Genomic DNA, 25,747 nt, shown 5'->3' with positions numbered 1-25,747 from the left:
TGACCGGTCGGGGGCCCGAGGCGTCCACCCACGCCCGGCGACTTCCGCGTGTTCTCCGCTACGCTGCACCCACGCGCTCCGACCAGCCCTGCAACCCGTACTCGCTTCGCTCGCAGCAGAACTGGTCTCCGGCCCGCCGGCCTCTTCGGGGTGGACACCCCACCCTCGACCGGTCCCCACCAGGGGGACGCGCGACACAGGGTCGCGCTTGATCGAAGGAAACCAACATGGCTATTCGCAGCGCAGCACGTACCGACTTCCTCACCCACGTCTTCACCACCGCACTCGAGGGCGGTATCGGCCACTGGTCGGAATGCAGTGCCTACCAATGGTCGACCACCCAGCGGGCGGTCATCACCGACCTCGAGGAAGCCGAGCACACCATCACCCTCGATACCATCGCCCGAGGGCTCAACGGCATCATCGGTGGTCGCGTCCAGATCAACACCGCGATGCGCCGGCAGATCGCCGCCGCCAGCCGCGCCAACGAGGCCATCGACCTCGACGCCGACCACGCAGACGCCATCGTCCAGGCCGGCATCTACAACGCCATCCCCTGGGGGTAGCACCCCATCGGGTCGGGCAGGGCCGCGCCACGCGGCTCTGCCCGACCCGCGTCCCTTTTCATCAAGGTTGAGCGCTTCGCGCGCTCCACCTCGTGCTGGCCACCAGCCCACTTACTTTGTGGAGTGCGTACGTCGACCGATGATGACCGGTCGGGGGCCCGAGGCGTCCACCCACGCCCGGCGACTTCCGCGTGTTCTCCGCTACGCTGCACCCACGCGCTCCGACCAGCCCTGCAACCCGTACTCGCTTCGCTCGCAGCAGAACTGGTCTCCGGCCCGCCGGACTCTTCGGGGTGGACACCCCACCCTCGACCGGTCCCCACGTCTCCGACGTCCGCCACCCAGGCAGACCCAACGAACGGAGCTCACCATGAACTGGATCATCACCAACGCCCCTACCGCATCTCCTGCAGCTCGCGAGATCATCCGAGCCACCGACGTCCTCGATCACGCCGACACCCGCGATAACCGCTGGTTCACACCGCTGGCCAGTATCGAGGACATGATCGACCTCAGCCTCACCGACTGGGCACTGGGCCTCGCGGAGATCCTCACCACCGGACTCGGCGCCACGGTCATCGACGAGGACGGCCGAGAGTGCCTGTTCCTCACCATCTCGCCCCGCTACGGAGTCCCTGACCCCCGGACGTAGTCCGCACCGGGCGGCCCGGCCCACACTGGGCCGCCCATTGTTGTTATCCGTCAACAACATTGATGGCTGTGCGTAGTGGCGTGAAAGGTCGATCAACTACCGCGCAGTGGGCTACACTCGGCATTGACTGGTTGGCGCCTGTCACTCCTCAACGCACCGCGTTTCCTGACGAAACCCGCTGTGTCGTACTGACGTGTCTCGAACGGGAATGTCGTGTGTCTCGTGGTGAGTGTGGCGCAGGATCGTGTCCTCGCCTGTCTGCCAGTCACTTTCACGTCCGCAGGCAACCATCACGAAGGAGCACCACCGATGACCACCCCCACCCCGACCCGCCGCCTGCGTCGTCGCGTCGCCGCAGCAGTCCTGTCCAGTGCGGCCGCAGCCGCGATGATCGGCGGCGCCACCCTGTCCGCCGGCGACGCACACGCCGGCTACACCCAGAGCTTCGGGCCGTTCCCCACCGCGGGATCATGCGTGCAGGCCCGCCAGCACAATGGCGCCTACATCGGCAAATCGAAGTGCTTCAGCGTCGGTGCGTCCTCCTGGTACTACACCGGTCAACACATCTGATCTGCTACCCGATCGTGCCGACATGCCCTGGACCCTTCTGGTCCAGGGCATTCGGCGTTAAACTGGGGGCGACTGGTTGGCGCCTGTCATGTTGTGTCCCAACGCACCCGATGCGGGTGCGCATGTTGTCGTAGCCGTATCCGCGTGGGATGCAGCGCTCGTGCACCGAGCGCGCTTGGACGTGCCCCGGGCCGGTCGTCCCTGCACGCCCACTGAGCAAGGAGCACCATGACCGACCCATACCAGCGACCTCACCCGACTCTCGCCGACACTTCGATTCTCGCCGGTCTGTCGAAGCGGGTCGCGGTGCGACCCGACACGACCGTCGCCGGACTACGGGCGGGCGAGCTCCTGCGTCACGCACGGGCCTACCAGCCAGTCCTTGCCACCCAAGGCCTCCCCGAGTCCTGCGCAGTGGTGGCCGCGATTCATCACATGCATGCCCTCCATGGCCTGCCCTGTCCCGCGCCCGCCTACGTCGGTCATGTCCTGGCTATCCTCCTCGATCAAGGAACCCACTATGCCCACACCGCATAACACCACCAACCACCGGCGACTGGTCGCCGGCGTCAGCATCGCCGGCGTCGTCGTCTGTGGTGCCATCGGAATCACCGCAGCCTCAGCCGATCCCGCCCCGACCCCAGCTGCCGGTGCCTGCACGACCACCGCGCACATCGGTGACTCCACCTCCGTCGGCATGACCGACCCCCAATTCCTGCCCGACACCAACGAACAACTACCCGCTCAATACGCCGCAATCGCCGGTGTCCACAACACCATCGTCGATGCCGCCAGCGGCCGCGCCGTCGTCGAACAGATCGCGAACGCGAGCCCCGGCGTCGACGCCATCGCCGCCGCCAACACCCACAACCCCGACTGCTACGTCATCGCACTCGGCGACAACGACGCCGCCAACGAGGCCGCCGGCAGTGCCGTCACCGCCGCCGAACGCATCGACCGCGTCATGGCACTCACCAACGGAAAACCCGTCCTGTGGCCCACCGTCAAGACCACCGCCGCAGCCGCAGCCCCGGCCGACAACACCGCCATGATCCACTTCAATGACGCGCTGCGCGCCGCCACCGGCCGCTATCCCAACCTGCATGTCTTCGACTGGGCCGCTCAAGCCTCCGACGACCTCTTCTTCCCCGACGGCATCCACTACACCGTCGAGGGAACCAAGGCCCGCATCGCGGCATTCGCCCACGCACTAAGCGACATGTCCCACACCGCCGCCGCAGCCCAAACATCCTCGACTGAGGGAACCACCGACATCGCAGACACCACCAGCGTCGACGACACAACCTTCCCAGAGACGACCGACGGCGACACCACCACACCAGCGGGCACCACCCCCACCACCGAGACAACGACGGCCACCGAAACCACCACCGAAACCAGCACGGCCACAACAACAGTGACCACCACAGCTACCCCACCGAAGAGCACCGTCACAGTCACAGCAACTCCCCCGACCACCACCATCACCGCAACCACCACCACAACCGCGACCCCAGCCCGCTAACAGCCGGGCCAGCCTCCAGGGCCCCGCGAACAAAGGATCGTCCCGGTCACCGGGGCGATCCTTTGGGTTTACGACGACTTTCACACCACAATGGAGTGCTTTGGACCTTCGATCATCTAACTGTCCGTCTCCCGCCGCAAGGGCCGCGAAAAACTCTGCCACCCTCCGGGTTCGGCTTCGCCCGACAGACTTTTATCGACTTTCCCCCTTGCACCGTTCGACGAACAGCCAGAAGCCGCCGGTACCAAAGCAATCCACCAGTCCCAACGACCACGAGACACCCCGTCCAGCAAGGCGTAAGAACTTTGAAAAGTGTTGTGGGACAACATGAAAAGAGGTATCATGAACGTACGGAACGACACCAGGGAGGCCGTTGACATGCCCGAAATCACCGTCTACACCAAGCCGGCATGCGTGCAGTGCAACGCCACCTACAAAGCTCTCGACAAGCACGGGCTGCCCTACAGGATCGTCGACATCAGCACCGACAATCACGCACGCGACTACGTTATGGGATTAGGATACCTGCAAGCCCCCGTAGTTGTTGTGGGAGAAGAACATTGGAGCGGATTTCGGCCTGACCGCATCAAAGCTCTCGCCGTTGCCGCCTAACCTGCCCCGAGAACGAGAGACGAGGAAGCCGATCACCATGCCAACGCCACCGCCCACGAACTGCCCCACCGAATGCCCGGTGTGTGGCCGACCGGTGGACGACCCGATACTGGAAACTGTTGGCGGACAGCGCTGGTGCATGATGCATCGCCCCACCACAGCCACTCTTGAAGCCACCGTCGCCGCTCTACCGACCTCGGTACTCGAGGGAGTTGCCAGGCACCTGGAACATGACCTCGCCACCACCGCTCACGACCAGGCCGACGTCGAACGAATCACCACCTATCTCACCAACATTCGCTTCGTCGTGCACCGCCGCCGCATCGCCCAGACCAACTGAACCAGCCATCGTCAGGAGACCCAGGTGATCACCATGAACGAGCACGCACCCTCGGTGCCAGATGCCGCACCCGTCGACGCTGACGATCAGGCCCCACCAGAGCTGACCCCGGCCGACGAAGCCGCCTACCTGGACAGCCTGGTCGACGACGACACCAACGCCGGCCTTGCCGAGCGAGAGTTCCTCACTGCCCTACTCTGGGCGCCTGCCCCGGTCAGCGAAGCCGTCGCCTATGCGATTCTCGGCAGTCCCGCACAGCGGGCCACCACCGACCTACCTGCCGACCTGCTCCCCGCACCGGATCCGCTTTTCGTGAACCCGATCCACCGAGTGATCTTCACGGCCATCGTCGCCATGATCGACGAAGGACAACCAGTCAGCCCCGCCCTGGTCCTCGCCCGCCTGGATGCCGCGGCACCGAGCCGCCGGCACCGTCACCTGTCCCGCTCACTGCTGCTCGAACTCACCGCCCCCGCCGGATACAGCCACCCCCATCACGGCCACATTTTGCCGCACCTCGCAACAGCGCTCGTCGAGTCCTGGTACCGCCGCGGCTACATCCGCTTCATCGACGGAATGCGCCAGGGCATGGCCGAACTCCCCACCAGCGACCTCGCCGGCCTCCGAGACGACCTGATCACCATGAGCCGGGCCGCCGACACCCGGATGCTCGCCATCACCGACCGCCTCGCCCGCCTCTGAGCAGCCCACACACTCGAACTGGCCGGTAGAATGGCCACCAACACCCACGGGAGGAGCGCCGTCATGGCAGCACCGCACGTCACCCGCACCGACGACGAGACCATCGCCGCGATCGCCGCAGGCCACGAGATGGCCGGCATGGCGATGAGCGCTGACGGCGAGGCCGCCGCCCGCCGGATCGGCGCGGCCACCGCCGACGAGGAGGTCGCCGCACTACGCGACCGGGTGGAGGGCCCGGCGGATCGGTGAACCACCACGTACAACGCAACATTCACGACAGGAAGGTGCGGTGATGATGGAGTCACGTTGGATCAGCTGCTGGCCGGAGTTGTTTGCCGGCCTCACCGACGCCCAGGTTCGTGGGGTCGTGCAGGCAATCGAGAACAACGTCCTCGAAGGGTGGGACCCGCAACGCGCAGACGTCGACCTGCTCACCCGGTCGGCGCGCGGCGAGCTGACCGAGGCCGAGGTGATCGCCGAAGCGGTAGGCATGGCCCGAGGCGTGCGAGCGTCACACGCCTTCGGCTGACCTCGCACAACCCGGTAGTTGTTCACGACGGCACCACCGCCCCCGGTGGTGCCGTCGCCATGTCTGGGAGGTGAGGGCCAGTGACTGCACGTGAGGACTGGGAAGCAACGCTGATCCCAGGAACCGCCGTGTTGGCCAACAAACTCGGTCTCACCGCTGCCGACGAGCTTGCCGCGGCCGAGTACACCATCACCGCACACCGCGAAGCGATGATCGTCGACGGGCGTATCCCGATCGCCCGCACCTACAACGCCGAGCACCTACACGCGATCCACGCCGCGTTGTTCTCCCCGCTCTACGAGTGGGCCGGCGTCCCGCGCACCTATCCGCTGATCAAAGACGGCCTGCCGTTCGCCGAACCGCACCAGATCGTCCGCTACCTCGACCACGCCCGCGACCACATTGCCAGCGTTGACTGGACTGACCTGGATCACGGTGGTTTCGCTGTTGAGGCCGCCACTGTCTACGCCTCGATCAACATGGGACACCCCTACCGGGAGGGCAACGGCCGGGCAGCCAAGGTGTTCATGTCCCAGCTCGCGCAGGACGCCGGCTACCGACTCGACTACAGCCGCATCACACCAGAACAGTGGGTCAACGCGTCCATGCTCTCTCACCCCGACCGCGGCGCCTTCGAACCCGTCCCCGACACCATGGTCCCGGTGTTCGCGCGGATCGCTGAACCCCTCACGCCACCGCAACCCGCCGCTGTCGAGCGCGAGACCGCCGCGCAGCGGGCAGCACGGATCGCCAGTCGCGGAGTGACCCGGAGGACGCCGCCCCTCACCTCCGATCGGGCTCGCGACAGCACGTCGCGCCCTGCTTCTGGTCAGCGTGGACCATCGCCGAGCCGTGATCCCGGCCGCGACAGCGACTCCGGCCGGGGCCGCTGACCCGCCTCACCGATCACTGTCGGCGATCAGCCGGTGGATGCGTTGACGGGATACCCCGAGGAACGCTGCGGCGTCCCCGAAACTTTCGGCGATGCCGCTGTCGAGGAGTTGCTGCGCGGCCCGGGTGCGCACCCGCTGGGCATGCGCTTGCGCGTCGGCGGCCGCGGCGTCCGCGGCCGCGATCTCCCTGCGCATCTCGGTGATGGCGGCCGGCCAGTCGATCCGCACGGGCTCGGTGAATGTTGCAGCAACGAATGTCGGTATCGAGCGGGCGCGCATCGGTGGTGAGTGCTCGCTTTCGCCCCAGGTCAAGACCCAACGATCCAGTTCAGGCAGGTGGCGGGCAGCGACGACCTCGGTAGGCATGACACCACCCTACGCATGGTGTCAACAGCCCATTGACGGCTATCTGGGTGGGTTCTACACTCGCGTTCACGGCAGGCCGTGTCATGCTGGCCAGTACCTGATGGTTGGCGACTGGAGGGATGCGGCGTACATGGCTGCCCACAAGAAGGGCCCCGCGATTACGGGGGGCCTGTTTGACGTGTTCAATTCCGACGACGAGGAGGTGTCTCATGGGGGCACTGGACGTGAAGCGCGAGCAGCTGCGGGAGCAGAGTCCGGCGTTGTCGGACAACGAGATTCAGATCGAGGTCGAGAGGGTGCGGGATCAGTTGGCGGCGCTGATCGAGGATCAGGCGCAGGTGCTGATCGAGCAGTGGCGCACCGAGAATCCGGGTCGGGAGCTGGGTTTCGAGGACAGCCGGGAGTTGCAGAGTCGGGCGCGGATGATCGCGAACGAGGTGCTCAGCGATCAGCTGCGCCAGGAGCAGCTCAGCGCGGAACTGACAGCGGAGGAGTCGGCGGACCTGGTGAGCGAGCCGGTGATCCGGCCGGGCAGCGCGGTGTATCAGTGGATCAACGAGGATCTGTGGGTGCCGGCGAGCCGGGACTCGGATCGGTTGGCCGAGAAGCTGTGGCCGGACAAGGAACCGGCGTGGGTGGTGCGGGCGGCGGGACTGATCGAGGCTCGCTCGATCGACGGTCTGGCGTTGCCGAGCAGCCCGGACGATCTGGTGGCTCTCGAGGTCGCGGCCGCCGTCGAGGCCGACCTGGTGAAGACGCGCAGCTAAGCCTGTTCGATGCGACGGAGGATTTCCGTCAACCGATCGACCCGGCGCTGACCGATCCTGGTGGCACTCCCCTGCCCCCGGCTGATCGGACACAGCTGCCCGAAGTGGCGCAGTCCGAACAGGGTGTACCACTGTCACAGTGGTCGCAGACCCGGGTGGAGCTCGCTGCACGCCCGGACGGCAGCCTGGTCGCTGTCCCCGCATTCGATGTGCCGGACATGTCCTCTGGCGCAGCGGATTCCGCCGACACACTCGTCGACGATACTGTCCCGAGCAGTCCCCTAGTCGACAACGAGCTCCAGACCGCGGCCAACGAACCGTCGTCGACTGCTCTCGGCGCCGAACCGGAACTGGGCGTCGCCCCGCAAGTGGTGGTGGCGGGTCGGTTTGCGCATCCGGGCACGGTGTTGGTGCCCTCGGGTGCGAAGTCGCGGGCCCGAGCGAATATTGAGGCGGCGCGGATCGCGGTGGCGTGCCGGGAAGGAAACCGGCTCGCTACCGTCGAGGAGCAGCAGGTGTTGGCCCGCTGGTCGGGGTGGGGTGCGGTCCCGGAGTTGTTCGATCCGAACAAGCCGGAATGGGCCGGTGAACGTGAGCAGTTCCGCGATTTGTTGACCGCTGGCGAATATGATTCGGCGCGCCGGTCGACGCTCAACGCCCATTACACCGACCCTCGGCTGGTGTCGGCGATGTGGGAGGCGTTGCAGGACGCCGGTTTTGACGGTGGCCGGGTGTTGGAGCCGGGGTGTGGGTCGGGGACGTTCATGTCGTTGGCGCCGCCGGAGGCGGTGATGGTGGGTGTGGAGAAGGAACCGATCACCGCCCAGATCGCGCATCTGTTGAATCCGGATGCGCAGGTGCGGTTGGAAGGCTTCGAGACCACCACGGTGCCGCAAGGATCGTTCACGGCGGCGATCGGCAATGTACCGTTCGCCAAGACTGCGGTGCATGATCCGGTGTACAACCCGGACTACCGCTACAGCCTGCACAATCACTTCCTGATCAAGTCGCTGCATCTGACCGCACCGGGCGGCTGGGTCATGGGCATCACGACGGCCTCGACGATGGATGCTGTCGGGACGGCGGGTGTGGCGGCGCGCCGGGAGATGGCCGGGTTGGCTGATCTGGTTGGCGGGGTCCGTCTGCCGAGCACGGCTTTTCGGGAGGTCGCCGGTACCGAGGTGACGACCGATCTCCTGGTTTTCCGCCGGCGGGACACTCCGCGCGGGGTCAACGAGGAACCGGACTGGATACAGACCCGGATGGTCGAGCTGGCTGATCGCGACGGCCAGGACAAGGCGATCGCGGTTAACGCCTACTTCGCTGAGCATCCCGACCATGTGGCCGGCCAGATGCGCCTGGATCGTGGCCTTTACCGCGACGATTCGCTGGTGGTGGCCGCCGACGACACGATCGCCACCGCCGATCATGTGCGCAGCATCCTCGGTGGGATCGTCGCCGACGCCCGTCGTCGTGGGCTGGCCCACACCCCGGTCGCCAGCTCGCACCGCGAGCACGACACGGGCGTGTTCCGCGACGGAATCGCTGATGCCACAACGCTGTACGCGGGTGTGCCGATCGAGGGCACGGTCCGCTGGAACGACACGACAGCCTCGTTCGAAACCTATCGCGCCGCGGCCGACGACGGGCCGCAGTGGGCGCCGATGCCGGTACCGAAGTCGCGGATCGCCGAGACTCGGCATCTGCTGGAGTTGCGGGATCTGACGGTCGCGGTGATCGGTGCGCAGACCGGCGGCGCAGATCTGGGCACCCGTAATGATCTGCGCGCGGACCTCAACGAGTCCTATGAGCGGTATGTGAGTGTGTACGGGCCGATCAACCGGTTCACCGAACAAGGTGGCCGGGAACGCACCGACAGCGAGGTCCGGACGCGGCGGGCCACGTTGGAGCAGCGGTGGCGGGCCCGTAACGGCAGCCCACGCCTGGATAATCTCGGTGAGCCGGTCCTTGATGACAGTGGGAGTCCGGTCATCGACCCGTATCCCGGTGCCCTGCCGCCGGAAGAACTCGAGCGGATCGCCGAAGATGCCGCGGCGCCGACCGCGGTGCAGTTCCGCCGAAACCACATGGCCAAGCTGCGTGATGATCCGATGACCGCGACGCTGATGGCGATCGAGATCTTCAACGAGGACACCCAGACCGCCCGCAAGGCGCCACTGTTTCATCGTGACGTGTACTCCCCGCCCGCGCGCGTTGATCGCGCCGACACTGCACACGATGCGGTCGCGATCTGCTTGGGCGAGACCGGCCGCGTCGATCTGGGGCGGGTTGCCGGGTTGCTCGACGTCGACCGCCCGACCGCGCGTGAGCAGCTGCGCGGGCAGGTGTTCGCCGCCGTCGACGGCACCGACGATCTGGTGCCGGCCGCGCAATTCCTGTCCGGGAATGTGCGGGCGAAACATGCTGCGGCGCAACAGCTACTGGACGAGGCCACCGACGAGCAGGTCCGCGCCGATCTACGCGAATCACGGGACGCGTTGGCGGCGGTGATCCCCGCTGATCTGCAGCCCACCGAGATCGGTGTGGTCAAACCCGGTGTGAACTGGGTCGAGCCCGCCGACTATGCGGTGTTCGTGCGTGAAGTCCTCGGTGGCGGGGACCGGGTGCGGGTGGAGCGGGGCGCCGGGAAGTGGACGGTCACCGTTGCCGAGCACGCGGTGGATGTGGACAAATACTTCACCGAGTTCGGCGCCCCGAACGACGAGGACCGCAAGGCCCGCACCGCTGGGGAGTTGTTCGAGGCGTTGCTCAATCAGGAATCGGTGTCGATCACCAACAGTTCCGGTGACGTCGAGGCCGGTGCACCGGCGATTGATGCGCAGGCCACGCTGATGTCGCAGGTGCAGATGGGCAAGATCGGTGACGAGTTCGCCCAGTGGGTGTGGTCGGATCAGGACCGCACCGACCGGCTGGTGCGGGTGTACAACGACAGGTTCAACACGTTCGTGCCCGGCGTGTATGACGGCACCCATCTGAGCTTGCCTGGGGTGTCGACCGAATTCAGTCCGCACCCGTATCAGCGCAACGCGGTCGCGCGGGCGTTGGCCGAGCCGACGGTGTTGCTCGATCATGTGGTCGGCGCGGGTAAGACCGGCACGATGTTCATGACCGCGATGGAACTCAAACGCCGCGGCCTGGTCGCCCAGCCGTGGATTGTGGTGCCCACCCACCTGATTGAGCAGGTCGCCCGCGAGGCCAAGCAGTGGTATCCGGCGGCCAATGTGCTTGCCGGGCGCAAGAGTATGGACGATGAGGCCCGCCGGTTGTTGGTGTCGCAGAGCGCGACCGCGGACTGGGACATGGTGATCGTGCCCTCCAGTGTGTTCGAGCTGATCCCCACCCACCCGGACCGGCAGGCCAACTACATGAAGGGCCAGTTGGCCGAGTTGCAGCACCAATTGGAGTCCAGCTCGCTGGAGCGGTCGACGGTCAAACGGATCGAGGACGCCAAAGCGCGCCTGGAGAAGCGGATCACCGCGCTCACCAAGGGCAAACGCAGCAAGGACACCGGCCTGTACTTCGAACAGACCGGCTGTGACTATCTGATTGTCGACGAGGCGCACGGCTACAAGAACAAATCCCGTGAGTGCGCGATCGACTCGCTGTCGCATCCGGGGTCGCAGAAGGCCGAAGACCTCGCTCTGAAGCTGGGGCATCTGCGCGAGCTCGCCCAAGGACGCGCCCGCTCCGAGGGCCGGGTGCTGCCCGCCGGGGCGGAGAAGGTGGCGATGTTCTCCACCGGCACCCCGATCGCGAACTCCCTAGCGGAGGCGTGGGTGATGCAGCAGTACCTACGGCCCGATGTTCTGGAAACTGCTGGGGTTGCGAGTATCACCGATTGGGCGGCGACGTTCACCAAGACCCGGCAGGAGACAATCACCAACTCCACCGGAACACGGCTGCAGGTGGTCTCGCGGGTCAGTTCGTACAACAACCCGCGCGCCATGTACGCGCTATCGCAGCAGTTCACCGACGTCGTCACGCGCGCGCAGGTGCCGGCGAAACTCCCCTCGTTCGACGGTCGCACCATGATCGCCATCGAGCCCGGACAGGCGGTGCGCGATTTCATCACCGACATCGAGTACCGGGCGGATCACGCGCCTGATGATGCGCGGATCGACAACCCACTCAAGGTCCTCAACGACGGCCGCAACGTCGCCCTCGACCCGCGACTGGTCGGGCTCACTCCCCAGGCGGGTACCACCCGTGCCGAATCCGTGGCCGAGCAGATCGCCCGTATCTATCACCGCGACTGCGACCGGGTGTACCTCACCGAGGACCGGTCGGGGCCGGCCGCGCTGCCGGGGAGTTTCCAGATCGCCTTCTGTGATCGCGGTACCCCGAAAGCAGATGGGTCGTGGACGGTGTACTCAGCGATCAAGGACGAACTCGTCGAGCGCGGAGTGCCCGCGGAGGAGATTCGGTTCATCCACGACGCCAAGACACCGGCACAACGGTTGAAGTTGTTCAACGACGCCAAGACCGGGAAGGTGCGGGTGGTGATCGCCTCGACCGAACGCATGGGCACCGGTGTCAACGTCCAAACCCGGCTCGCCGCACTGCATCACGTTGATGTGCCGTGGCGCCCGATCGACCTCGAACAACGCGAGGGACGCATCGTGCGGCAAGGAAACCAGAACAGCGATGTCGAGATTCTGCAGTACGTGACCGCAGGTACCACCGACACGGTGATGTGGGGCAAGGTCGAATCGAAGTCGCGGTTCATCGACGAGTACAAGAAGGGGCAGCTGTCGAACACCGACGAGATCGCCGAGATTGACAATGAGTCGCTGACCGAAGCTGCCGCCGCGACGAAAGCCGCGGCGACCGGCGACATGCGGTTCATCCGGATGGTCGAACTCGACGACGAAGTCTCCAAGCTCACCGCACTCGAGGGCGCCCATCGCGACACCCAGTCGCACGCACGACGTCGAGTCGGTGCCCTGGACAAGATGATCCCGCAAAAGCAGCGGGAGTTGGACGCACTGGGCACCTTGGCCGCCGACCTTGAACGCTGGCATGCCGGTGGACAAGACTTCCGGATTCTGGCCTCGGTCACCGGTGACTCGCTGTCGTTCGACGAGCGTCCGGCGCGCAGTGCCGCCTTGTTGGAGCGGGCGCGCGATAACTACCTGGCACTCAAAGGTCGTGGTGCATCCGACTACCGGGCGATCGCGGAGTTCCCCGCGACAGGCATCCAGTTAGAGATGTCGCGATCGTTGGAGGGCGATCAGATGTACATGCGGTTCACCGGTGGGCCGCTGGCCACACCGCAGTACGCGTCGAGTAGCGACGGCGTGCAGCTGCTCAAGTCGAACAGCCCGGCCGCGGCCAACGGGTTGGCCACACGGGTGGAGAACGCGCACGCCCGCCTGGCTGACCTGCCCGCGAACTACCAGCGCGACATCGACGACATGACCCGCGAACGCGAGGTCCTGATCCCGCGCCTGGATACCCGGTTCGAGCACGCCGACACGGTGCGCGACAAACGAGTCGAACTCGAACAAATCAAGAACGAGATCCGCGCCGAGTCACAAACCCCGGAAGCGATCGCCGCCCGCGACGCCGCGGCCGAGCGACTCCGAGAGGCCGGACGGAAACCCGGATGGTCACTGGAATGGAACCCGACCACCCACATGGTCGAGGAGGCCGGCCTCGACTCCCGCGAGGAATACCGACACCACGCCCAACGCGGTGAAGAACTCCGCGCCGCCGAATACGCAGCCGAGAAGAAGTCAGCGAACAGCTCGCCCGCACAGAAGGATCAAGCGTCGGCGCCGATGACAGCCGCGCAACGCGCCGCGGCGATCGCCACCCGTGGCGTCCAGCGCTCGACCACACCGCGCGGCACCACCGAGTCCGCACCGCCCGCGTTCCCTGATGTGTCACGCCGTGCAACGCGGCAGCCGCCGCGCGATACCGGACCGTCGCGATAGCCTCATCCGATGCCCTCCCCGCACCGCCCTGGTGGGGAGGGCATCGGCGTTCGAGTGGGCGCCGGTGTCGGTCAGGTGTCGGTCAGGTCTATTTTCGCTGCGACTGGGTCTTGTAGTTAGTGACCAGCTCCCGGAAGCGACCGGACTGGTAGCCCCAGTGTTCTGTGACAGCCCTCTGCTGCAGCGTCCCGTCGATGCCGCATTGATTCATGAGAATGAGGTGCAACAGATGTCGAGTGGTGTCGAGCAGACGGTAGTAAGCCTCTTCAGGAGTGTCGTCATCACGTGGGTTTGTCAGATTTCCGTGGCCGACAGCGTTCCTGGTTCGTACCAACCACTGCGCCCACACTTGGCGGTCTCCCAAAAGTGAGTCAACTGCGCTCGCATCGGCCAACTCCGTGAGCTCGATGCAGCGCTTGGCGAGTCCGCTTCGGTTGGGGCCGATTGCGTTAAGTGCCCACTCGCGCGGTCGCTGTTCGACACCCTTGAGGGCGGCTTTGATCAGGCAGCGAAGCTTCCTGTGGTCATCTTTTGGGATCGCTGTCGAGGTGGGACACAGGATCGAGTGAAAACCCTCCACCACGGTTGCGACGGTAAATAGTCGGGTGTCGTAGTAGCCGTCGCTCTCGTAGTCAAGCCCGAAGAGGACGTTGAGTGGCTGTCCTATCCGGCGTGACAGTTCGTACCACTTTTCGAGGTTCTGTGATCCGCCAAGGTCCTCGATCGTGAACAACAGCTGATGCCATTCCCTGCTGCTTTTGATCGCGATTTCCTCGCTGTGGAAGAACAATTCAGCCCAGGGCCCGCCAGCTCCGGTGACCGCTGCGTTGTCCACGGCGCCGATAAGCTCACGGCCGGCCGCCGCACAAGGGCTTTGGGTCGCAAGGGTGAGCAAGTTTTGCAGTGGCAGGATCGCATCCAAGAAGTCGAGTGCTCCTTGTGGTTGCGTCGTCCGCACCTCGTACAGCGTCCGTTCTCTGATTTGATGCGTCCGTCCCCATGCGTTGTCTGTCCCGCCTGGACCGAATGACTGAGTGGACACCAAGGTCGCAGTGACACCTTCGTCAAGAAGTTCGACACTTTTAGACGGGACAGTTTCAAGTGTGACCGTGTGCGTCGTGACCGACGGTGAGGTCTCGGACTGTCCATCCCCGGAGTGCGCGGCCATGAGGTCTCGTGTCAGCCCAGTCATGCCGGACCATTCCGTAAGGTGAGACATCTCCACCCGCATACCCACGAACGCTCGCTGGTCCGCACTCGTCAACCAGCAACCGACTACTGCTGCGGCGGCCCGGAACACCTGTGTCTCGGTGTGAACGGGAAGCATGCTGATGAGCCCGCCGTTCGCGGGGATGCAGTCAAGTAGGGTGACGGCCTTCCCCTCTGCGGCACCGTGGATGATGGTTGGTTGATCGAGGCTTCGAGCCGAGCGCCGGATCGCGCCGCGCGAATCGCGGCCGTTCAGGAGTGCAGACATAACCTCCAACCGCACCCGGCCGGCGGCGTCAATCGTGAGAATTCCGCCCACCTTCTGCACGTCACCGTTGGCGTCACTCAGGTTCGGAACCCACCACAAGCCGCGGTAGCGGCGTTCGTCACTCACGTGCCGATTGTGCCCCCGGCGCCGCATCGAGGCGATCGGAATTTCTCGAGCGACCTCGGATGGTTGCCCTGAGTTCCGAAGCCGCCAACATCTCCGGGCTGTCCCGTGTCCACAGGAATGCATCCGCCCCTGAACACGACGGTTGCACTCGTTCTGGCAAGGGCAGTCAGAGCGCCGATCGCAACTCGGCGACGCGACCCTCCTCCCCAGAGGGCGCCGTCGGTCTGTGCGTCGTTCTAGGTGAGTAGCGATCTCCCTTTGACCGGCTTCACGGCGTGAGGGGAAACGGACTGCGCGGTTGCGCAGGCTCGTGGTGTGGTGCGCCTTCGGCGCGTGGTGCCCCGCCTCGCGGGGAGTGGTGCCCCGCCTCGCGGGGAGTGGTGCCCCGCCTCGCGGGGAGTGGTGCCCCGCCTCGCGGGGAGTGGTGCCCCGCCTCGCGGGGAGCAAGCTATCATTTAGGCATGCCTAAATGCTTGTCCTCCGTGCCTGTCGTCGGTACGGTGGAGTGCACACCTTCGGTCGGTGTGCGGGGTGGTCCCCGTTGCGGGGTCGCTGCGCTGGGCTGAGGGACGGTGAGCGTTCACACCCTGGTGGGGTGTTGAGGAGAGGACCGCGCGATGGCCGAGAGTGAGGGCAGCGGCGAGGATGCCGCGTCTGCGGGTGCGGTGCGTGGGTTTCGTCGGCGCCGCCGGAATCATCCTGGCGGGCGGGATCGCAAGATCGAAGTGAAAGTTACTGCCGCTGAGGAAGAGCGGCTACGGGCGGCGGCCGAGCATGCGGGGATGAGTGTGCAGCGGTTGATGGTGACGCGCGCGTTGGCGACGAGCGGGGCGGGGGTCTCGCCGGCCAGTCACGCGTCGAAAGTCGCGGCGTGGACGCAGGCGAACGAGATCCGGAACTTGATCTCGGGGATCGCGGTGAACATGAATCAGATCGCCCGGCACGCCAACACCGAACACGAGATCCCCGCCGACTTCGCCCCGGCGTGCGAGGCGACCCGCCGCGCATCAGAGCGAGTGCGGGACGCGTTCGGTGAGGTGTTCGCGGTGCGGTTCCCCGCCACCGGCCGGGCTGACCGTGTCGACGGTGACGCGGTTGACGGCGCGAAAGGATCGGCGCCGTCGGCCGCCGATGACCCGGACCAGGATGAGTGGGACGTGTAGATGCCGATCATGCCGGCGATTTCCTCGGGTGCGCGGATGACGGGTTTGGTCCGGTATCTGGCGGGACCGGGGAAGGCCAACGAGCATTCGAACCCGCATGTGGTCGCGGCGTCGTCGCGGGATGTGTTCGCCGCCGGCGGGGCCGGGGCAACGATGACCGAGGCGCACGCCTACGAGTTGGCGTCAACGGTCGATGAGGCGCGGGTGGTGTTCGGCACCGAGGTCACCCGCCGCGACACCAAGAAACTCAAAGCCGCGATGGAACGCGGCCAACAAGGTCGGGCGGCGCTCGCGGATGCCACCACGGACGAAAACGTGTGGCACTGTTCGCTGTCAATGCCGCCGGAAGCGGCGGCGCTCGATGATGCGACGTGGTCACACATCGCGCACGACTTCATGGCGGGGATGGGTTTCGACACCGACGATGAGGCGGCGTCACGGTGGGTCGCGATCCGCCACGGGTTGACGAAGAACGGTGGCGATCACATTCACATCGCCGCCTCGCGGGTGCGGGATGACGGCAGTGTGGTGTCGCTGTGGCGGCCACACCCGGACAACCCGAAACGCAACGAGGGCGACTACGCGCGTGCGCAACGGGTCACCCGAGACCTCGAGAACCGTTACGGCATCGAGGGATTGTCGACCTACACCAAGAACATGGCGACTCGTGGCCGCGCGCACGCGCAGGACGCCGCCACGAAACCCACACTCGACAGCGACGGCCGGCAGACGCGGGCGCCTCGGGCTGAGGAAGCGCCGTCGGTGACGTTGGCGCGGCGGGTGCGGACCGCGGCCGCGTCGGCGGAGACCGAGGCCGAGTTTGTGCGCCTGTTACGGGCGGATGGTGTGGTGGTGCGGTCCGCGCGCTACGACAAGTCCGATGCGGACGCGGTCACCGGATTCAGTGTCGGGCTACCGGCGAGCGAGTACGCCAACCGGCACGGGCAGCCGATCATGCACGGCGGCCGCAAGCTCGGTGAAGATCTGTCGTTGCCGCGATTGCGGGAACGGTGGATCGACGACGACAACACCCGCCGCGATGCGCGCGCGGCGTGGGACCACGCCGACGCGGCGAGCCCGGCCGGCCGCGCGCACACCGCGCGCCCCCGACCGCCGACAGCAGGCGCATCGGCGGCGTCGACCACACAGTCGGCGCAACGCTCGACCGTCGATAAGCAGCGCGCCACGCAAGCCAGCGACCGCCTCCGCAAGCTGCTACTGCCGCTGGCGCGGGCCGCGGCCACCGAAGCCGACTACGCCCGCGCACTGCGCGATCACCCCGACATTCTGGCGCGCCCGCGCTACGCCCAAGGCAGCACCACCGTGGTCACCGGATATGTGGTCGCGTTACGGCCGGAACTGCTGGCCGACGAACACGGAAAACCGATCTGGCGCAACGCCAGCTACCTCGGCGGCGGCCTGAAACTCGGCGAACTCCGCACGCACTGGCCCACCAGTGACGCCCACACCCGTCTCGCCGCGGCCGCGTGGGCACGCGGTCACCGCTCCCCCACCGCGGCCGGCGGCGCCGACCGCCGTGGCGGCGAGAACGCCCGCGAGCATGCGCGGCGCTGGCAAGAAACCACCAGCCGCATCGATCCGACGTCGCGGGCCTGGCATGCCACGGCCGCCGACACCGCCGCGATGGCCGGTGCCGCCGCGCAACGCACCACCGGCGCCGACGCAGTAAGCCTGCGGCAACTGTCCGACGCGCTCGGCGGTGTCGCCGGATACCGCCGCTCCCCCGCCGGTGCCGGGGCACACAAATACACCTCGGCCCGCCGGGTCGCCGCGGTCATGCTCGCCGCCAGCCGCGAAGACACCACCCTGCTGTGGCTGGCCGTCATGCACCAAGTCCTCGCCGCCAGCAAAGCCGTCGCCGACGCTATGGCCACCCAAGGCCACCACCGCCACGCCACTACCATCCGCACAGCGGTCGCCCACACTCAACGAACGTTCGCCGACCGCACCCCACCGTCGACGTCGACGGGAGCGAGTACGGCGCGCTCGGTCAGTGGTCGTCAGAGCGGGCCCGCTGCTAGGACAGCCACCACCACCGGGCGCGACACCGAACGCACCCGCAGCGACGACGGGTACGGCCGCTAATACAGCGTCAGAGACCATAGCCTGGACGGGAAAGGCTACGGTCCCTGACGCAAACGGAAGCGAGAACTGTGAGTGTGGCCTCTTACCGGAGGTAGACCAGCGCTCCGTCGCCGCCGGTGCATTGCACTGGGTAGTTGCCGCTGCAGTTCATCGCGTAGTTCCTCTGCATCCTGGGGCTATAGGCGACGATCGTCACTGGTTGCGGCGCAGCTGCTGGATCACTCGAGGACGACCCAGCACCGGACGCGAGATACTGATCGCGCACGTTCTCGGCGAACCCACACGTCGTCGGAGGGTGGAAGTCTCCGGCGGCGTCGTAGTAGTCGTCCACCGCACCAGTGATGGCGGTCGTGTAGGCGCCCTGACGTTCGCCGCCGCACACAACAGCGTTGACCGGAAGCCGCCATGCGACCGGTACGTAGCTCGGAGCGTTACTGCCCGTCACTCCGTCGGGTGTTCGGGGCTCGGTGTCGGCCTTGATCTGGGCATAGAATTCCGCACAGGCTGCAGAAGTCGCAATACCGATCGCGTCGAGGCCGGCAGAAGCGATCTCCGATGGCGGTGTCGGAATGAGCTTCGTCGTCACTGCGATGATCCGGATCGCCGGTGCGAATAGTCCGCACGCCGCGGTGGCCGTCCGGTCCTGGGTTTCTGCCGACATGCCGCATGCTCCTATGCCAAGCACACAGGCAACAACTGCCATCGCGATGAGCAGACGGCGCAGATAGAAACTGGCCGCCCGCCAGTCGCCGCACGAAATGAAATATTCATTACGTCTCCATTCTTCTGTTATCAAGGGCGCCTCTCGGATGACGTATGCACGTCATCCGATCGGTGTTCTTCCTCCAGTTGCCACGCAGATTCCGCTCGCGGAACCACCTGCAGATGGGAGAGCTTGTGAAGCGAGGCTTCCTAGGGCCTCACCTACACAACCCGTCAGTAGGTTGGTCAATCTTGGCCGATGACACCAATATTCGTCAAGGGCTGTTAGGTGTCCTAAAAAGCACGAAGCCAGGGGCGACAAAAGCCGCTCCTGGCAGGGTGCCGGCGAGGCGCTAGGACACCTCGCTCAGTTTCGGAACTGGAGTTGAACCGAGCCCCCAATAAGGGAGACCCCAGCACCGTAGAACACTCCTTCCCCACACGCAACCATCAGACACAGGCCGCTCTCAGGTCCCGCCGCACCGGGTGCTGTCTGGGGGTCGCCTGTACTTCAGAACTCAACGAGCCGCGTATCCCTCGACCTGCTGTCGGGGTCCAGCCCGATAGCTTCCGGCGCAGCGATCGGCGCTGGGCGCGAGCACACGCTGCGCCGTCGGTAACTGCGTGACCCGAGCGCACGGACCTCATCCCGTTCGCCCTTGATGGTGGTGCACGGAGGGTGTTGGGGGCCTGTCAGCTCGCGAGAGGAGTTGACGAGGTCTGGCTGGGCTCGGTATCCGCCGGCGCGGGTGGGCTGGCCGTGCGGGCGACTGGTTTCGTGGTGCGCGTCTTTCGCGACGCGGTCTTCCTGGCGGTGCTCTTGGTGGTCAGTGGCTCGATGGCGAGTTGGTCGAGCTTGTTGGGGGGTGCCCCGTTTTTCTTGGCCTCTTTGAGCGCGGTAGCGAGTTGGTCGAGGAGTTCGGTTTCGCGGGTGAGGAATTCGGCGCGCGCGGTCGCGATTTGCTGGTAGAGGTGGGCGGCGGGTTCGAGGGCTTCTCGGCGTTTGCGTTGGCGTTCGGCGAGGGCTTGGGCTTCGGCGGCGTCGGCGCGTTCGAGTTCGGCGAGTAGATCGGTGGGGTCGAACAGGGAGGTCATCGGGAGTGGTCCTCTCGTTACAAGGGCGATGTTTCGTAGTAGTGCGGCGCGAGTCGCCGCGTGGTGGGCTACATGCTGCGGCCGCGTTCGCGGTCGGTGGTATTTCCGGAGGATCGGCGGGCGGATGGGCCTTTGCCTGCGGTCGCGGTGGCCGCGCGGGGGTTGGTGGGGTGATCACGCGCGGCGGTGGCCGCACTGCGGACTGCGGGTCCGGTACTGGCAGTGCTCACGCGTTGTGCGCGCGAGGGTTGCTCATTCCAGTCCGGCTGCTGGGGTGCGAAGTCGCTTTCCCGTCCCGCCCCGGCGCGTTCGGCGGCCGCGAACGCGGTATCTGCCTGGCCGGCGGCGTAGGTGGCTTCGGCGTCCGCGGCTTGGGCTTGCCCGACGAGATTGGCGACTTGGGCGCCGTCGCGGTCGGTGGCATCGGTGCCGTCGGCGGTCATGGTCGGGTGTTGTTCGGGGGCATAGTGTTCGGCGCGGGCTTGGGTGTAGGCCTCGGCCGCCTGTTCCGGGGACATGGCCAGCATCTCCTCCGGGTCAAGCCCGTATTCGGCAATCAGCCCGGCGATGTTGTCGCGGACGTCGGCGGCGACGGCGGATTGGTCGGCGTAGCGCTGGGCGTAGCTGTAGAGACTCATGGCGTCGGGGCCGGGGGCGCGTTCTGCCCAGTGCCGATCATGGGTGGGGTCACCGAGCCGGGTGGGTTCGATCCCGGATTCACGAATCCGGTCAAGAAGCTCAGAGATCGGGGCGTTGCGCCAGAAGTTCGCGTCTTGGCGTCCGGCGGCGAGATCGTCGCGCGCCCGCAACGCCACAGCGGTCGACGCCGCGGCCGGCGCCTCGAGGTCGAACGTGCGCAGTCCGGGATGTTCGCGCTGGGCTTGTCGTTTGGCTGAGAGTTTGGCCCAGGCTTCGATCACCGAGGAACCGTGGGCGATGGCCACGGCCAGCGCACGTTCCATGTGGTTTTCCAGTTCGCGGGTTTCCTGCTCGTGTTCATCCATCACGCAACTCCTTCATGGGTGTCCTCGGCGGCTTCTTCGGCTGTAGTGGTGTCGGGGGTGGTGCTCATCGCGCGCCGTAACGCGGTGTCGTCCATGTAGTCGGTGGGCAGTGGGTCGATCGGGCCGGCGTGGCCGAGATCGACCGAGCAGCCTTCGAACGGGCCGGCGGTGTCGAACAGGGCGCGCATGTGGTGATCGGCGTGGTCGCGCCACCACACGCTCATCCCGGTGCCCGGTTCCAATCGCAGCTGCTCGTAGGCACGCCACAGGGCTTCCAACCGGGAGACCGCCTCGGCGTGCTCGAACCAGCGTGGACACCACAGCCGGTCCTGTTTGAAGGCCATCTTGCGGGCGTAGAGCACGACCAGGTGGTCTTCCACGAACTCGTAGACCGAGCTGAACTCCGGTTCCGGGGCGGGTGTCCCGGCTTCGCCGCGATCGCCCTCGGTGTCGGTGTCGAAGTCGTCGTCGGGGAACATGTCGTCGTCGAACACCGGGCTCACCGCACTCGTCCGTTCACCGGTTGCGCGTCCACCGCGGTCACCCTGGCGGTGACTTCAGGGGTACCGGTCTCGTCGTCTGTGGTGGTCGGTGCGTATTCGGCGAGCGACTGCCGGACGAGATGCCCGTAGGGCTTGTCCCACCACGGAATTGAGCGCACCAGCGTGGGCCGGTTCCCTGCAGAGAACAGCAGCATCCGACCGCGTGGCCACGCCGCGAGGTCGGCTTCGGTGAAGATGTCTTCTTTCACGGTGTGCCGAGACACCGACCCGCCGGACCGGCCGCCCCCTGCACCGGAAGGGCGCGAGACGTTGAGTGCTTCGCGTTCGTAGCGGCCGACGAGAGCTTTCAATGCCTCGAGGTACTGCTTTTCGCGGACATTGCCGCCGAAGATGTAGATGTTCGACGACGACTCGAGGAGTTTCATCGGCCGCTCTCCCCACACGCCGATGCCTTGGGACCACGATTGCAGGATCGTCATGATGATGATTCCGCGAGAACCGTAGTGCGAGTACATTTTCGGCAGATCACGCCAGCGCACACAGTTCGCGGCCTCGTCGAGTGCACACAACATCGGTACCGGCAGCCGCCCGCCCGGTGAGCGGGTCGCCAACCGCTCCGCGGTCCGGGTCGCGGCGACCGTCAGTGCCGCCACCAGTGGTCCGACCGAGCCGACGCCCTCTTTCGACAGGCAGTACAGGGTTTCGCGGTTACGGACGAATGCGGTGAGGTCGAGCTGTGGGCGATCGTCGCCGACGGTGGTGGTGATCCACGGCTGCACCTTGCGTGAGCGCAAACAGCGGGCCATCTTGATCGCCGTGCCCCAAATACCGTCGGCCTGTTTGGCCTGATAGTTCAATCGAGCGTTGAGCGCGTGCGCGATCAACGGGTAGTCATGTTCGCGCAGGATCGCTACTGCCTCGTGACCGCGTTGGCGCATCGCCAACCGCTCGTAGACGGTGGGGATGGGTTCGTCGGCCAGAGCGGAGGCGAGGATCAGGTTCGCCAGCAGGTCTTGGCCCTCCGGATCGAAGTAGGGGTCCTTCTTGGCGTCCTCGCCGTCGTCGCCGGCGGCGAACAGCTGGGCGAGTTCCTCGGCACTGTCCTCATCGTTGAAGTACGACAACGGATTCCAGTACCACCAGGAGTCCTCGTCGGCGACTCCTTGCGGGTCGAACACCCACACCCGGCGTGTGGGTGTGCCCGACTCGTCGCGGAACTCCCGAACCAGACGGGTGTGGTCGAGGTTGCCGCGCTTGTTCTCCGTCACCAGCACCGCCCCGGGTGCCTCGCAGATCGCCGGGATGATCCGGCCGGTCGACTTACCCATCCGAGGCCCGTGAATATCGAGGTGCATGTCTTCCCACGACCCGTACACCTTCACCCCAGACAGGGTCTCCCCGATCGGCACTCCGATCGTCGTGGTGAACGGTGCCAGGGGTGAGTCCTGGTCGACCTCGAGGTCGCCGGCCTTGGCCGCGATCGCGGTCTCGGTGATGGATTCGATGTCTTTACCTGCCCCGAGATGACGTTGGGCAGTGTCGACACGACTGCGGACCGGGCGCCGCCCGCGCCACCACCACCAGGCGCCGCCACCGAGCGCGGCCACCAGCACCCCACCCACGATCACCAGGACCGTCGCTGTCGTGGTCCACACCAGCTTTCCGGTCGCCAGAAGGATCGGTGCGGCAATCGGATTGTTCGGCACCGACTGTCCGCCAGCCAGTTTCAGCACCACCCAGACCAGCACTGCGGCCCCGACGAACACGCCCAGGGCGATGAGTAACGGTTTGTTCGCGCCCGCCGAGGGCTCCTTGACCTGTCCCGGAGTCGACGCCATCACTGCCGTCCCTCAAGCGGTACTGCGGTATTGCGGTACTTGTGGTCAGGCATGATCAACGCCCTCGGTGTCAACGTCCTCGGTGGTGCTGAGCATGTCGGTCAGGGAGACTTCGCGCCATCCTCGGAAGCCGGGCATCCGGCATACCTCGAGGGCAGGGTTGTCTTCGGCGTTGTCGACAACCTCGATGTGGGCGTGGACTTTGTGGCGCACCAGGTCTCGGGCCAGGGCATCGGTGGTGACGTGGTGGTTGCAGGTCACCAGTTCCAGGACGACGAGGTCGAGTTCGTGGTGTTCGCGGGCTTGGCCGGCGAGGTACACGGCTTTGCGGGCGGCGGCGAGGTCGGCGACGTCCTGGTCGTCGTCGACGTCGTCCTTGTCGTGGAAGTCGCCGTACCACGGGTCCTCACCGTCGGCTGCGCAGACGGCGAAAGCGTTGACTTCGCTGTCGCCGGCGACGTAGCGGCGGATGACCGGGGCGGTGGCGGCAGCCTCGGCCATCGCGCTCAGCCGGGCGGCGATCGCGTCGGCTCGTAGCTGGTCGTAGTCGATGTGGAGTTGTTTGCGCAGTTCGGTTTTGAACTTGCGGAACAACGATCCGGAGTCGATGCCGTGGTCGTCGGCCCAGCGGAAGATCTCGGCGTGGCTGGTCATCGCGCGTAGCTCGGTGGCGTTGTCGCGCACGGTGAGTCGAGCGAGGTCCCACTGGTCGGCGTCGGAGGTGCGGTTCTTCTTCGTGGTGGTGCTCATCGGTGATGCTCCTTCGGTCGGATGTGGTGGAGTGAAGTGGTGTGGCCGGGGGTGGGTCAGGGGTGCTGTGGGCGGTGTCGGGGCCGGATCAGGGGGGTCAGGACGGCGATCGCTGCGGCGGCGGTGGCGATGATCAGGCTGTTGGTGATCCAGGTGGCTAGCCCGTCGTTGGCGGAGGCCCTGAGGATCACCGCGACGGCCACGAGGGCCACCAGCAGCCGGAACCACAGCAGGGGCCCGGGGAGGAAGATTGTCGCGGCGACCATGACCACCACGGCCAGGACCGCGAACGCGACAGCGGTCATCGCCGCGGTGATCGGTGCGGGCACCACAGGCGGGTCGAGGTGCAGCGCCGCCCATCCGCCGCTGCTGTCGAGCCGCGCGGCCCCGGCGTGCACGATCCACGCGACGAGCCCGGTGAACACCATCGTCACCGCCAGGGTGACCGCGGTCCCCCCGATCAGTCCCTGCACGGCGTCACCGGTCGCCGACGCCGCCGGGACGGGCTCGGTGGCCGTTTTACGGCCGTTGCGGTCATGTCCGGTGCGGTCGTAGCCGTAGCGGTTGAACCCGGCGCGGTCGTAGCCGTCAGGGTCGAATCCGGCGTCGTTGTAGCCGTCGGGGTAGAAGCCGCTGGCATCACGGCCAGCGCTGTCGCGGCCGAGCCGGTCAAACCCGTAGCGATCCCGCCCATTGCGGTCGTAGCCGTCCCGGTCGAACCCGTCACGGTCGTACCCGGTGGCGTCGTAACCGTCGGGCCCGAATCCTGTGCGGTCATAACCGTAGGCGTCGAATCCACTGGCGTTGTAGCCATCACGATCGAATCCGTTGGTCGTGTAGTCGTCGTGGTGAGAGCTGGTCATGAGGGGCCTCCGGGGGTGGTGTCGGTGAGTTGCATGCGCCATAGGCGCCAGCAGTGATCGGTGGGGTCTTTCGCGAGGTCGACGGTGAACGTCATGACGCCGAGGTCGGTGGTGGTGCCGTCGCCCCAGGTGACGGTTTGCCCGACCAGAGCTTGCCGAGCGACGACGGTCGCGGCTGGATCATCAGTGGTGGCAGTGACTTTCACGGTGGCGGTGACGATCGCTTTGCCGTCGCGCCACTGCTGCCATTGGCGGCTTGAGCGCATCTGGTCGCTGGTGTCGCCGCGGTCGGTGACGGTGGCCAGCTCGCCGGACAGCCACGCCCGTGCCCGGCGCATCCCGGCCCCGGAATCGGGGTCGGTGACCGGCTGCCAGCTGTAGATACGGGACAGTGCTTCGGTGGCCACGGCATCGGGGCTATCGGCCGGGGTGGGACCAGCGCCGTCGGGAAGGGTGGTGCCGTGAACGTCACCGGCCGGTGGGGACGGGCGCTGCGGGTCCGGGTTCGAGTCGCCGCATCCGGCGAGCATCCCGGTCATCACCGCGACCGCGACCAGCAGCAGGAGTAGCCGCCGCAGTCGGCGTGGCCGGGCCCGGTCACGATCTGGGGTGTGGATGTGAGAGGTCATCAGCGATCGGTT

25 protein-coding genes are annotated in these 25,747 nt (G+C 66.3%); 15 read left to right on the top strand and 10 right to left on the bottom strand.

All coding sequences use genetic code 11. The features are described from left to right. The first annotated feature begins 227 nt into the window (after positions 1-227). From AC5ZH6_RS29420 to AC5ZH6_RS29370, 11 genes are all read left to right on the top strand, one after another. Positions 228-566 carry a hypothetical protein gene (locus tag AC5ZH6_RS29420; RefSeq protein ID WP_496169723.1) on the top strand — a complete coding sequence of 113 codons (339 nt, stop codon included), beginning with the start codon at positions 228-230 and terminating at the stop codon, positions 564-566. A 370-nt stretch (positions 567-936) separates the two neighbouring features. Continuing rightward, positions 937-1,218 carry a hypothetical protein gene (locus AC5ZH6_RS29415; protein WP_496169722.1) on the top strand — a complete coding sequence of 94 codons (282 nt, stop codon included), beginning with the start codon at positions 937-939 and terminating at the stop codon, positions 1,216-1,218. A 309-nt stretch (positions 1,219-1,527) separates the two neighbouring features. Next, on the top strand, positions 1,528-1,788 hold the full coding sequence (locus tag AC5ZH6_RS29410) for a hypothetical protein (protein WP_496169721.1): 261 nt from the start codon (positions 1,528-1,530) through the stop codon (positions 1,786-1,788). 228 nt (positions 1,789-2,016) lie between these two features. Further along, positions 2,017-2,325 (top strand): hypothetical protein, encoded by a 309-nt coding sequence (locus tag AC5ZH6_RS29405; protein WP_496169720.1) that lies wholly within the window; start codon positions 2,017-2,019, stop codon positions 2,323-2,325. Then, positions 2,309-3,313 carry a GDSL-type esterase/lipase family protein gene (locus tag AC5ZH6_RS29400; protein WP_496169718.1) on the top strand — a complete coding sequence of 335 codons (1,005 nt, stop codon included), beginning with the start codon at positions 2,309-2,311 and terminating at the stop codon, positions 3,311-3,313. The genes AC5ZH6_RS29405 and AC5ZH6_RS29400 overlap by 17 nt, the downstream gene beginning before the upstream one ends. A 378-nt stretch (positions 3,314-3,691) precedes the next feature. Continuing rightward, on the top strand, positions 3,692-3,925 hold the full coding sequence (gene nrdH, locus AC5ZH6_RS29395; protein WP_496169717.1) for a glutaredoxin-like protein NrdH: 234 nt from the start codon (positions 3,692-3,694) through the stop codon (positions 3,923-3,925). 139 nt (positions 3,926-4,064) lie between these two features. Next, positions 4,065-4,265: a hypothetical protein gene (locus AC5ZH6_RS29390; protein ID WP_496169715.1), complete on the top strand. Its 201-nt coding sequence runs from the start codon at positions 4,065-4,067 to the stop codon at positions 4,263-4,265. A 33-nt stretch (positions 4,266-4,298) separates the two neighbouring features. Further along, positions 4,299-4,967: a DnaB-like helicase N-terminal domain-containing protein gene (locus tag AC5ZH6_RS29385; RefSeq protein WP_496169713.1), complete on the top strand. Its 669-nt coding sequence runs from the start codon at positions 4,299-4,301 to the stop codon at positions 4,965-4,967. Positions 4,968-5,030: 63 nt separating this feature from the next. Further along, entirely contained in the window at positions 5,031-5,216 is a 186-nt protein-coding gene (locus AC5ZH6_RS29380) for a hypothetical protein (RefSeq protein ID WP_496169712.1), read from the top strand. A gap of 43 nt (positions 5,217-5,259) precedes the next feature. After that, positions 5,260-5,496: an antitoxin VbhA family protein gene (locus tag AC5ZH6_RS29375; RefSeq protein ID WP_496169711.1), complete on the top strand. Its 237-nt coding sequence runs from the start codon at positions 5,260-5,262 to the stop codon at positions 5,494-5,496. A gap of 80 nt (positions 5,497-5,576) precedes the next feature. After that, positions 5,577-6,389 carry a Fic/DOC family protein gene (locus tag AC5ZH6_RS29370; RefSeq protein WP_496169710.1) on the top strand — a complete coding sequence of 271 codons (813 nt, stop codon included), beginning with the start codon at positions 5,577-5,579 and terminating at the stop codon, positions 6,387-6,389. A gap of 6 nt (positions 6,390-6,395) precedes the next feature. Here AC5ZH6_RS29370 and AC5ZH6_RS29365 read toward each other — a convergent pair whose 3' ends face one another. Then, a complete protein-coding gene (locus AC5ZH6_RS29365) occupies positions 6,396-6,755 on the bottom strand; it encodes a hypothetical protein (RefSeq protein WP_496169708.1) in 360 nt (119 codons plus the stop codon). 209 nt (positions 6,756-6,964) lie between these two features. On the opposite strand from AC5ZH6_RS29365, the gene AC5ZH6_RS29360 reads away from it, so the two are divergent. Both AC5ZH6_RS29360 and AC5ZH6_RS29355 read left to right on the top strand, forming a co-directional pair. Continuing rightward, positions 6,965-7,522: a hypothetical protein gene (locus AC5ZH6_RS29360; protein ID WP_496169707.1), complete on the top strand. Its 558-nt coding sequence runs from the start codon at positions 6,965-6,967 to the stop codon at positions 7,520-7,522. 218 nt (positions 7,523-7,740) lie between these two features. Further along, positions 7,741-13,479: a helicase-like domain-containing protein gene (locus AC5ZH6_RS29355; RefSeq protein WP_496169705.1), complete on the top strand. Its 5,739-nt coding sequence runs from the start codon at positions 7,741-7,743 to the stop codon at positions 13,477-13,479. Between the two features lie 88 nt (positions 13,480-13,567). Here AC5ZH6_RS29355 and AC5ZH6_RS29350 read toward each other — a convergent pair whose 3' ends face one another. Continuing rightward, positions 13,568-15,082 (bottom strand): ApeA N-terminal domain 1-containing protein, encoded by a 1,515-nt coding sequence (locus AC5ZH6_RS29350; protein ID WP_496169703.1) that lies wholly within the window; start codon positions 15,080-15,082, stop codon positions 13,568-13,570. A gap of 617 nt (positions 15,083-15,699) precedes the next feature. Between AC5ZH6_RS29350 and AC5ZH6_RS29345 the strand changes: the two genes are divergently transcribed. After that, complete coding sequence (locus AC5ZH6_RS29345; RefSeq protein ID WP_496169701.1) at positions 15,700-16,245, top strand: plasmid mobilization protein; 546 nt, start codon at positions 15,700-15,702, stop codon at positions 16,243-16,245. Then, positions 16,246-18,351 (top strand): relaxase/mobilization nuclease domain-containing protein, encoded by a 2,106-nt coding sequence (locus AC5ZH6_RS29340; protein WP_496169699.1) that lies wholly within the window; start codon positions 16,246-16,248, stop codon positions 18,349-18,351. A gap of 82 nt (positions 18,352-18,433) precedes the next feature. Here AC5ZH6_RS29340 and AC5ZH6_RS29335 read toward each other — a convergent pair whose 3' ends face one another. From AC5ZH6_RS29335 to AC5ZH6_RS29300, 8 genes are all read right to left on the bottom strand, one after another. Then, positions 18,434-19,012 carry a hypothetical protein gene (locus tag AC5ZH6_RS29335; protein WP_496169697.1) on the bottom strand — a complete coding sequence of 193 codons (579 nt, stop codon included), beginning with the start codon at positions 19,010-19,012 and terminating at the stop codon, positions 18,434-18,436. A gap of 734 nt (positions 19,013-19,746) precedes the next feature. Next, complete coding sequence (locus AC5ZH6_RS29330) at positions 19,747-20,148, bottom strand: hypothetical protein (RefSeq protein WP_496169695.1); 402 nt, start codon at positions 20,146-20,148, stop codon at positions 19,747-19,749. Positions 20,149-20,216: 68 nt separating this feature from the next. Beyond that, the gene (locus AC5ZH6_RS29325) at positions 20,217-21,152 is read right to left on the bottom strand and encodes a hypothetical protein (protein WP_496169693.1); all 936 of its coding nucleotides are present in this window, start codon (positions 21,150-21,152) and stop codon (positions 20,217-20,219) included. After that, the gene (locus tag AC5ZH6_RS29320) at positions 21,152-21,655 is read right to left on the bottom strand and encodes a DUF4913 domain-containing protein (RefSeq protein ID WP_496169692.1); all 504 of its coding nucleotides are present in this window, start codon (positions 21,653-21,655) and stop codon (positions 21,152-21,154) included. The genes AC5ZH6_RS29325 and AC5ZH6_RS29320 overlap by 1 nt, the downstream gene beginning before the upstream one ends. Beyond that, positions 21,652-23,493 (bottom strand): type IV secretory system conjugative DNA transfer family protein, encoded by a 1,842-nt coding sequence (locus AC5ZH6_RS29315; RefSeq protein WP_496169690.1) that lies wholly within the window; start codon positions 23,491-23,493, stop codon positions 21,652-21,654. The genes AC5ZH6_RS29320 and AC5ZH6_RS29315 overlap by 4 nt, the downstream gene beginning before the upstream one ends. Positions 23,494-23,538: 45 nt before the next feature. Further along, positions 23,539-24,243 carry a hypothetical protein gene (locus AC5ZH6_RS29310; RefSeq protein WP_496169688.1) on the bottom strand — a complete coding sequence of 235 codons (705 nt, stop codon included), beginning with the start codon at positions 24,241-24,243 and terminating at the stop codon, positions 23,539-23,541. Positions 24,244-24,299: 56 nt separating this feature from the next. Next, positions 24,300-25,106 carry a hypothetical protein gene (locus AC5ZH6_RS29305; RefSeq protein WP_496169686.1) on the bottom strand — a complete coding sequence of 269 codons (807 nt, stop codon included), beginning with the start codon at positions 25,104-25,106 and terminating at the stop codon, positions 24,300-24,302. Further along, positions 25,103-25,735 carry a hypothetical protein gene (locus AC5ZH6_RS29300; RefSeq protein WP_496169684.1) on the bottom strand — a complete coding sequence of 211 codons (633 nt, stop codon included), beginning with the start codon at positions 25,733-25,735 and terminating at the stop codon, positions 25,103-25,105. Before AC5ZH6_RS29300 ends, AC5ZH6_RS29305 begins: the two co-directional genes overlap by 4 nt. Positions 25,736-25,747: the final 12 nt, after the last annotated feature.

Source organism: Gordonia sp. YC-XJ4 (assembly GCF_059511865.1).
The sequence above is the reverse complement of the archived record's forward strand: the minus strand, read 5'-3'. Positions and strand labels throughout refer to the sequence as shown.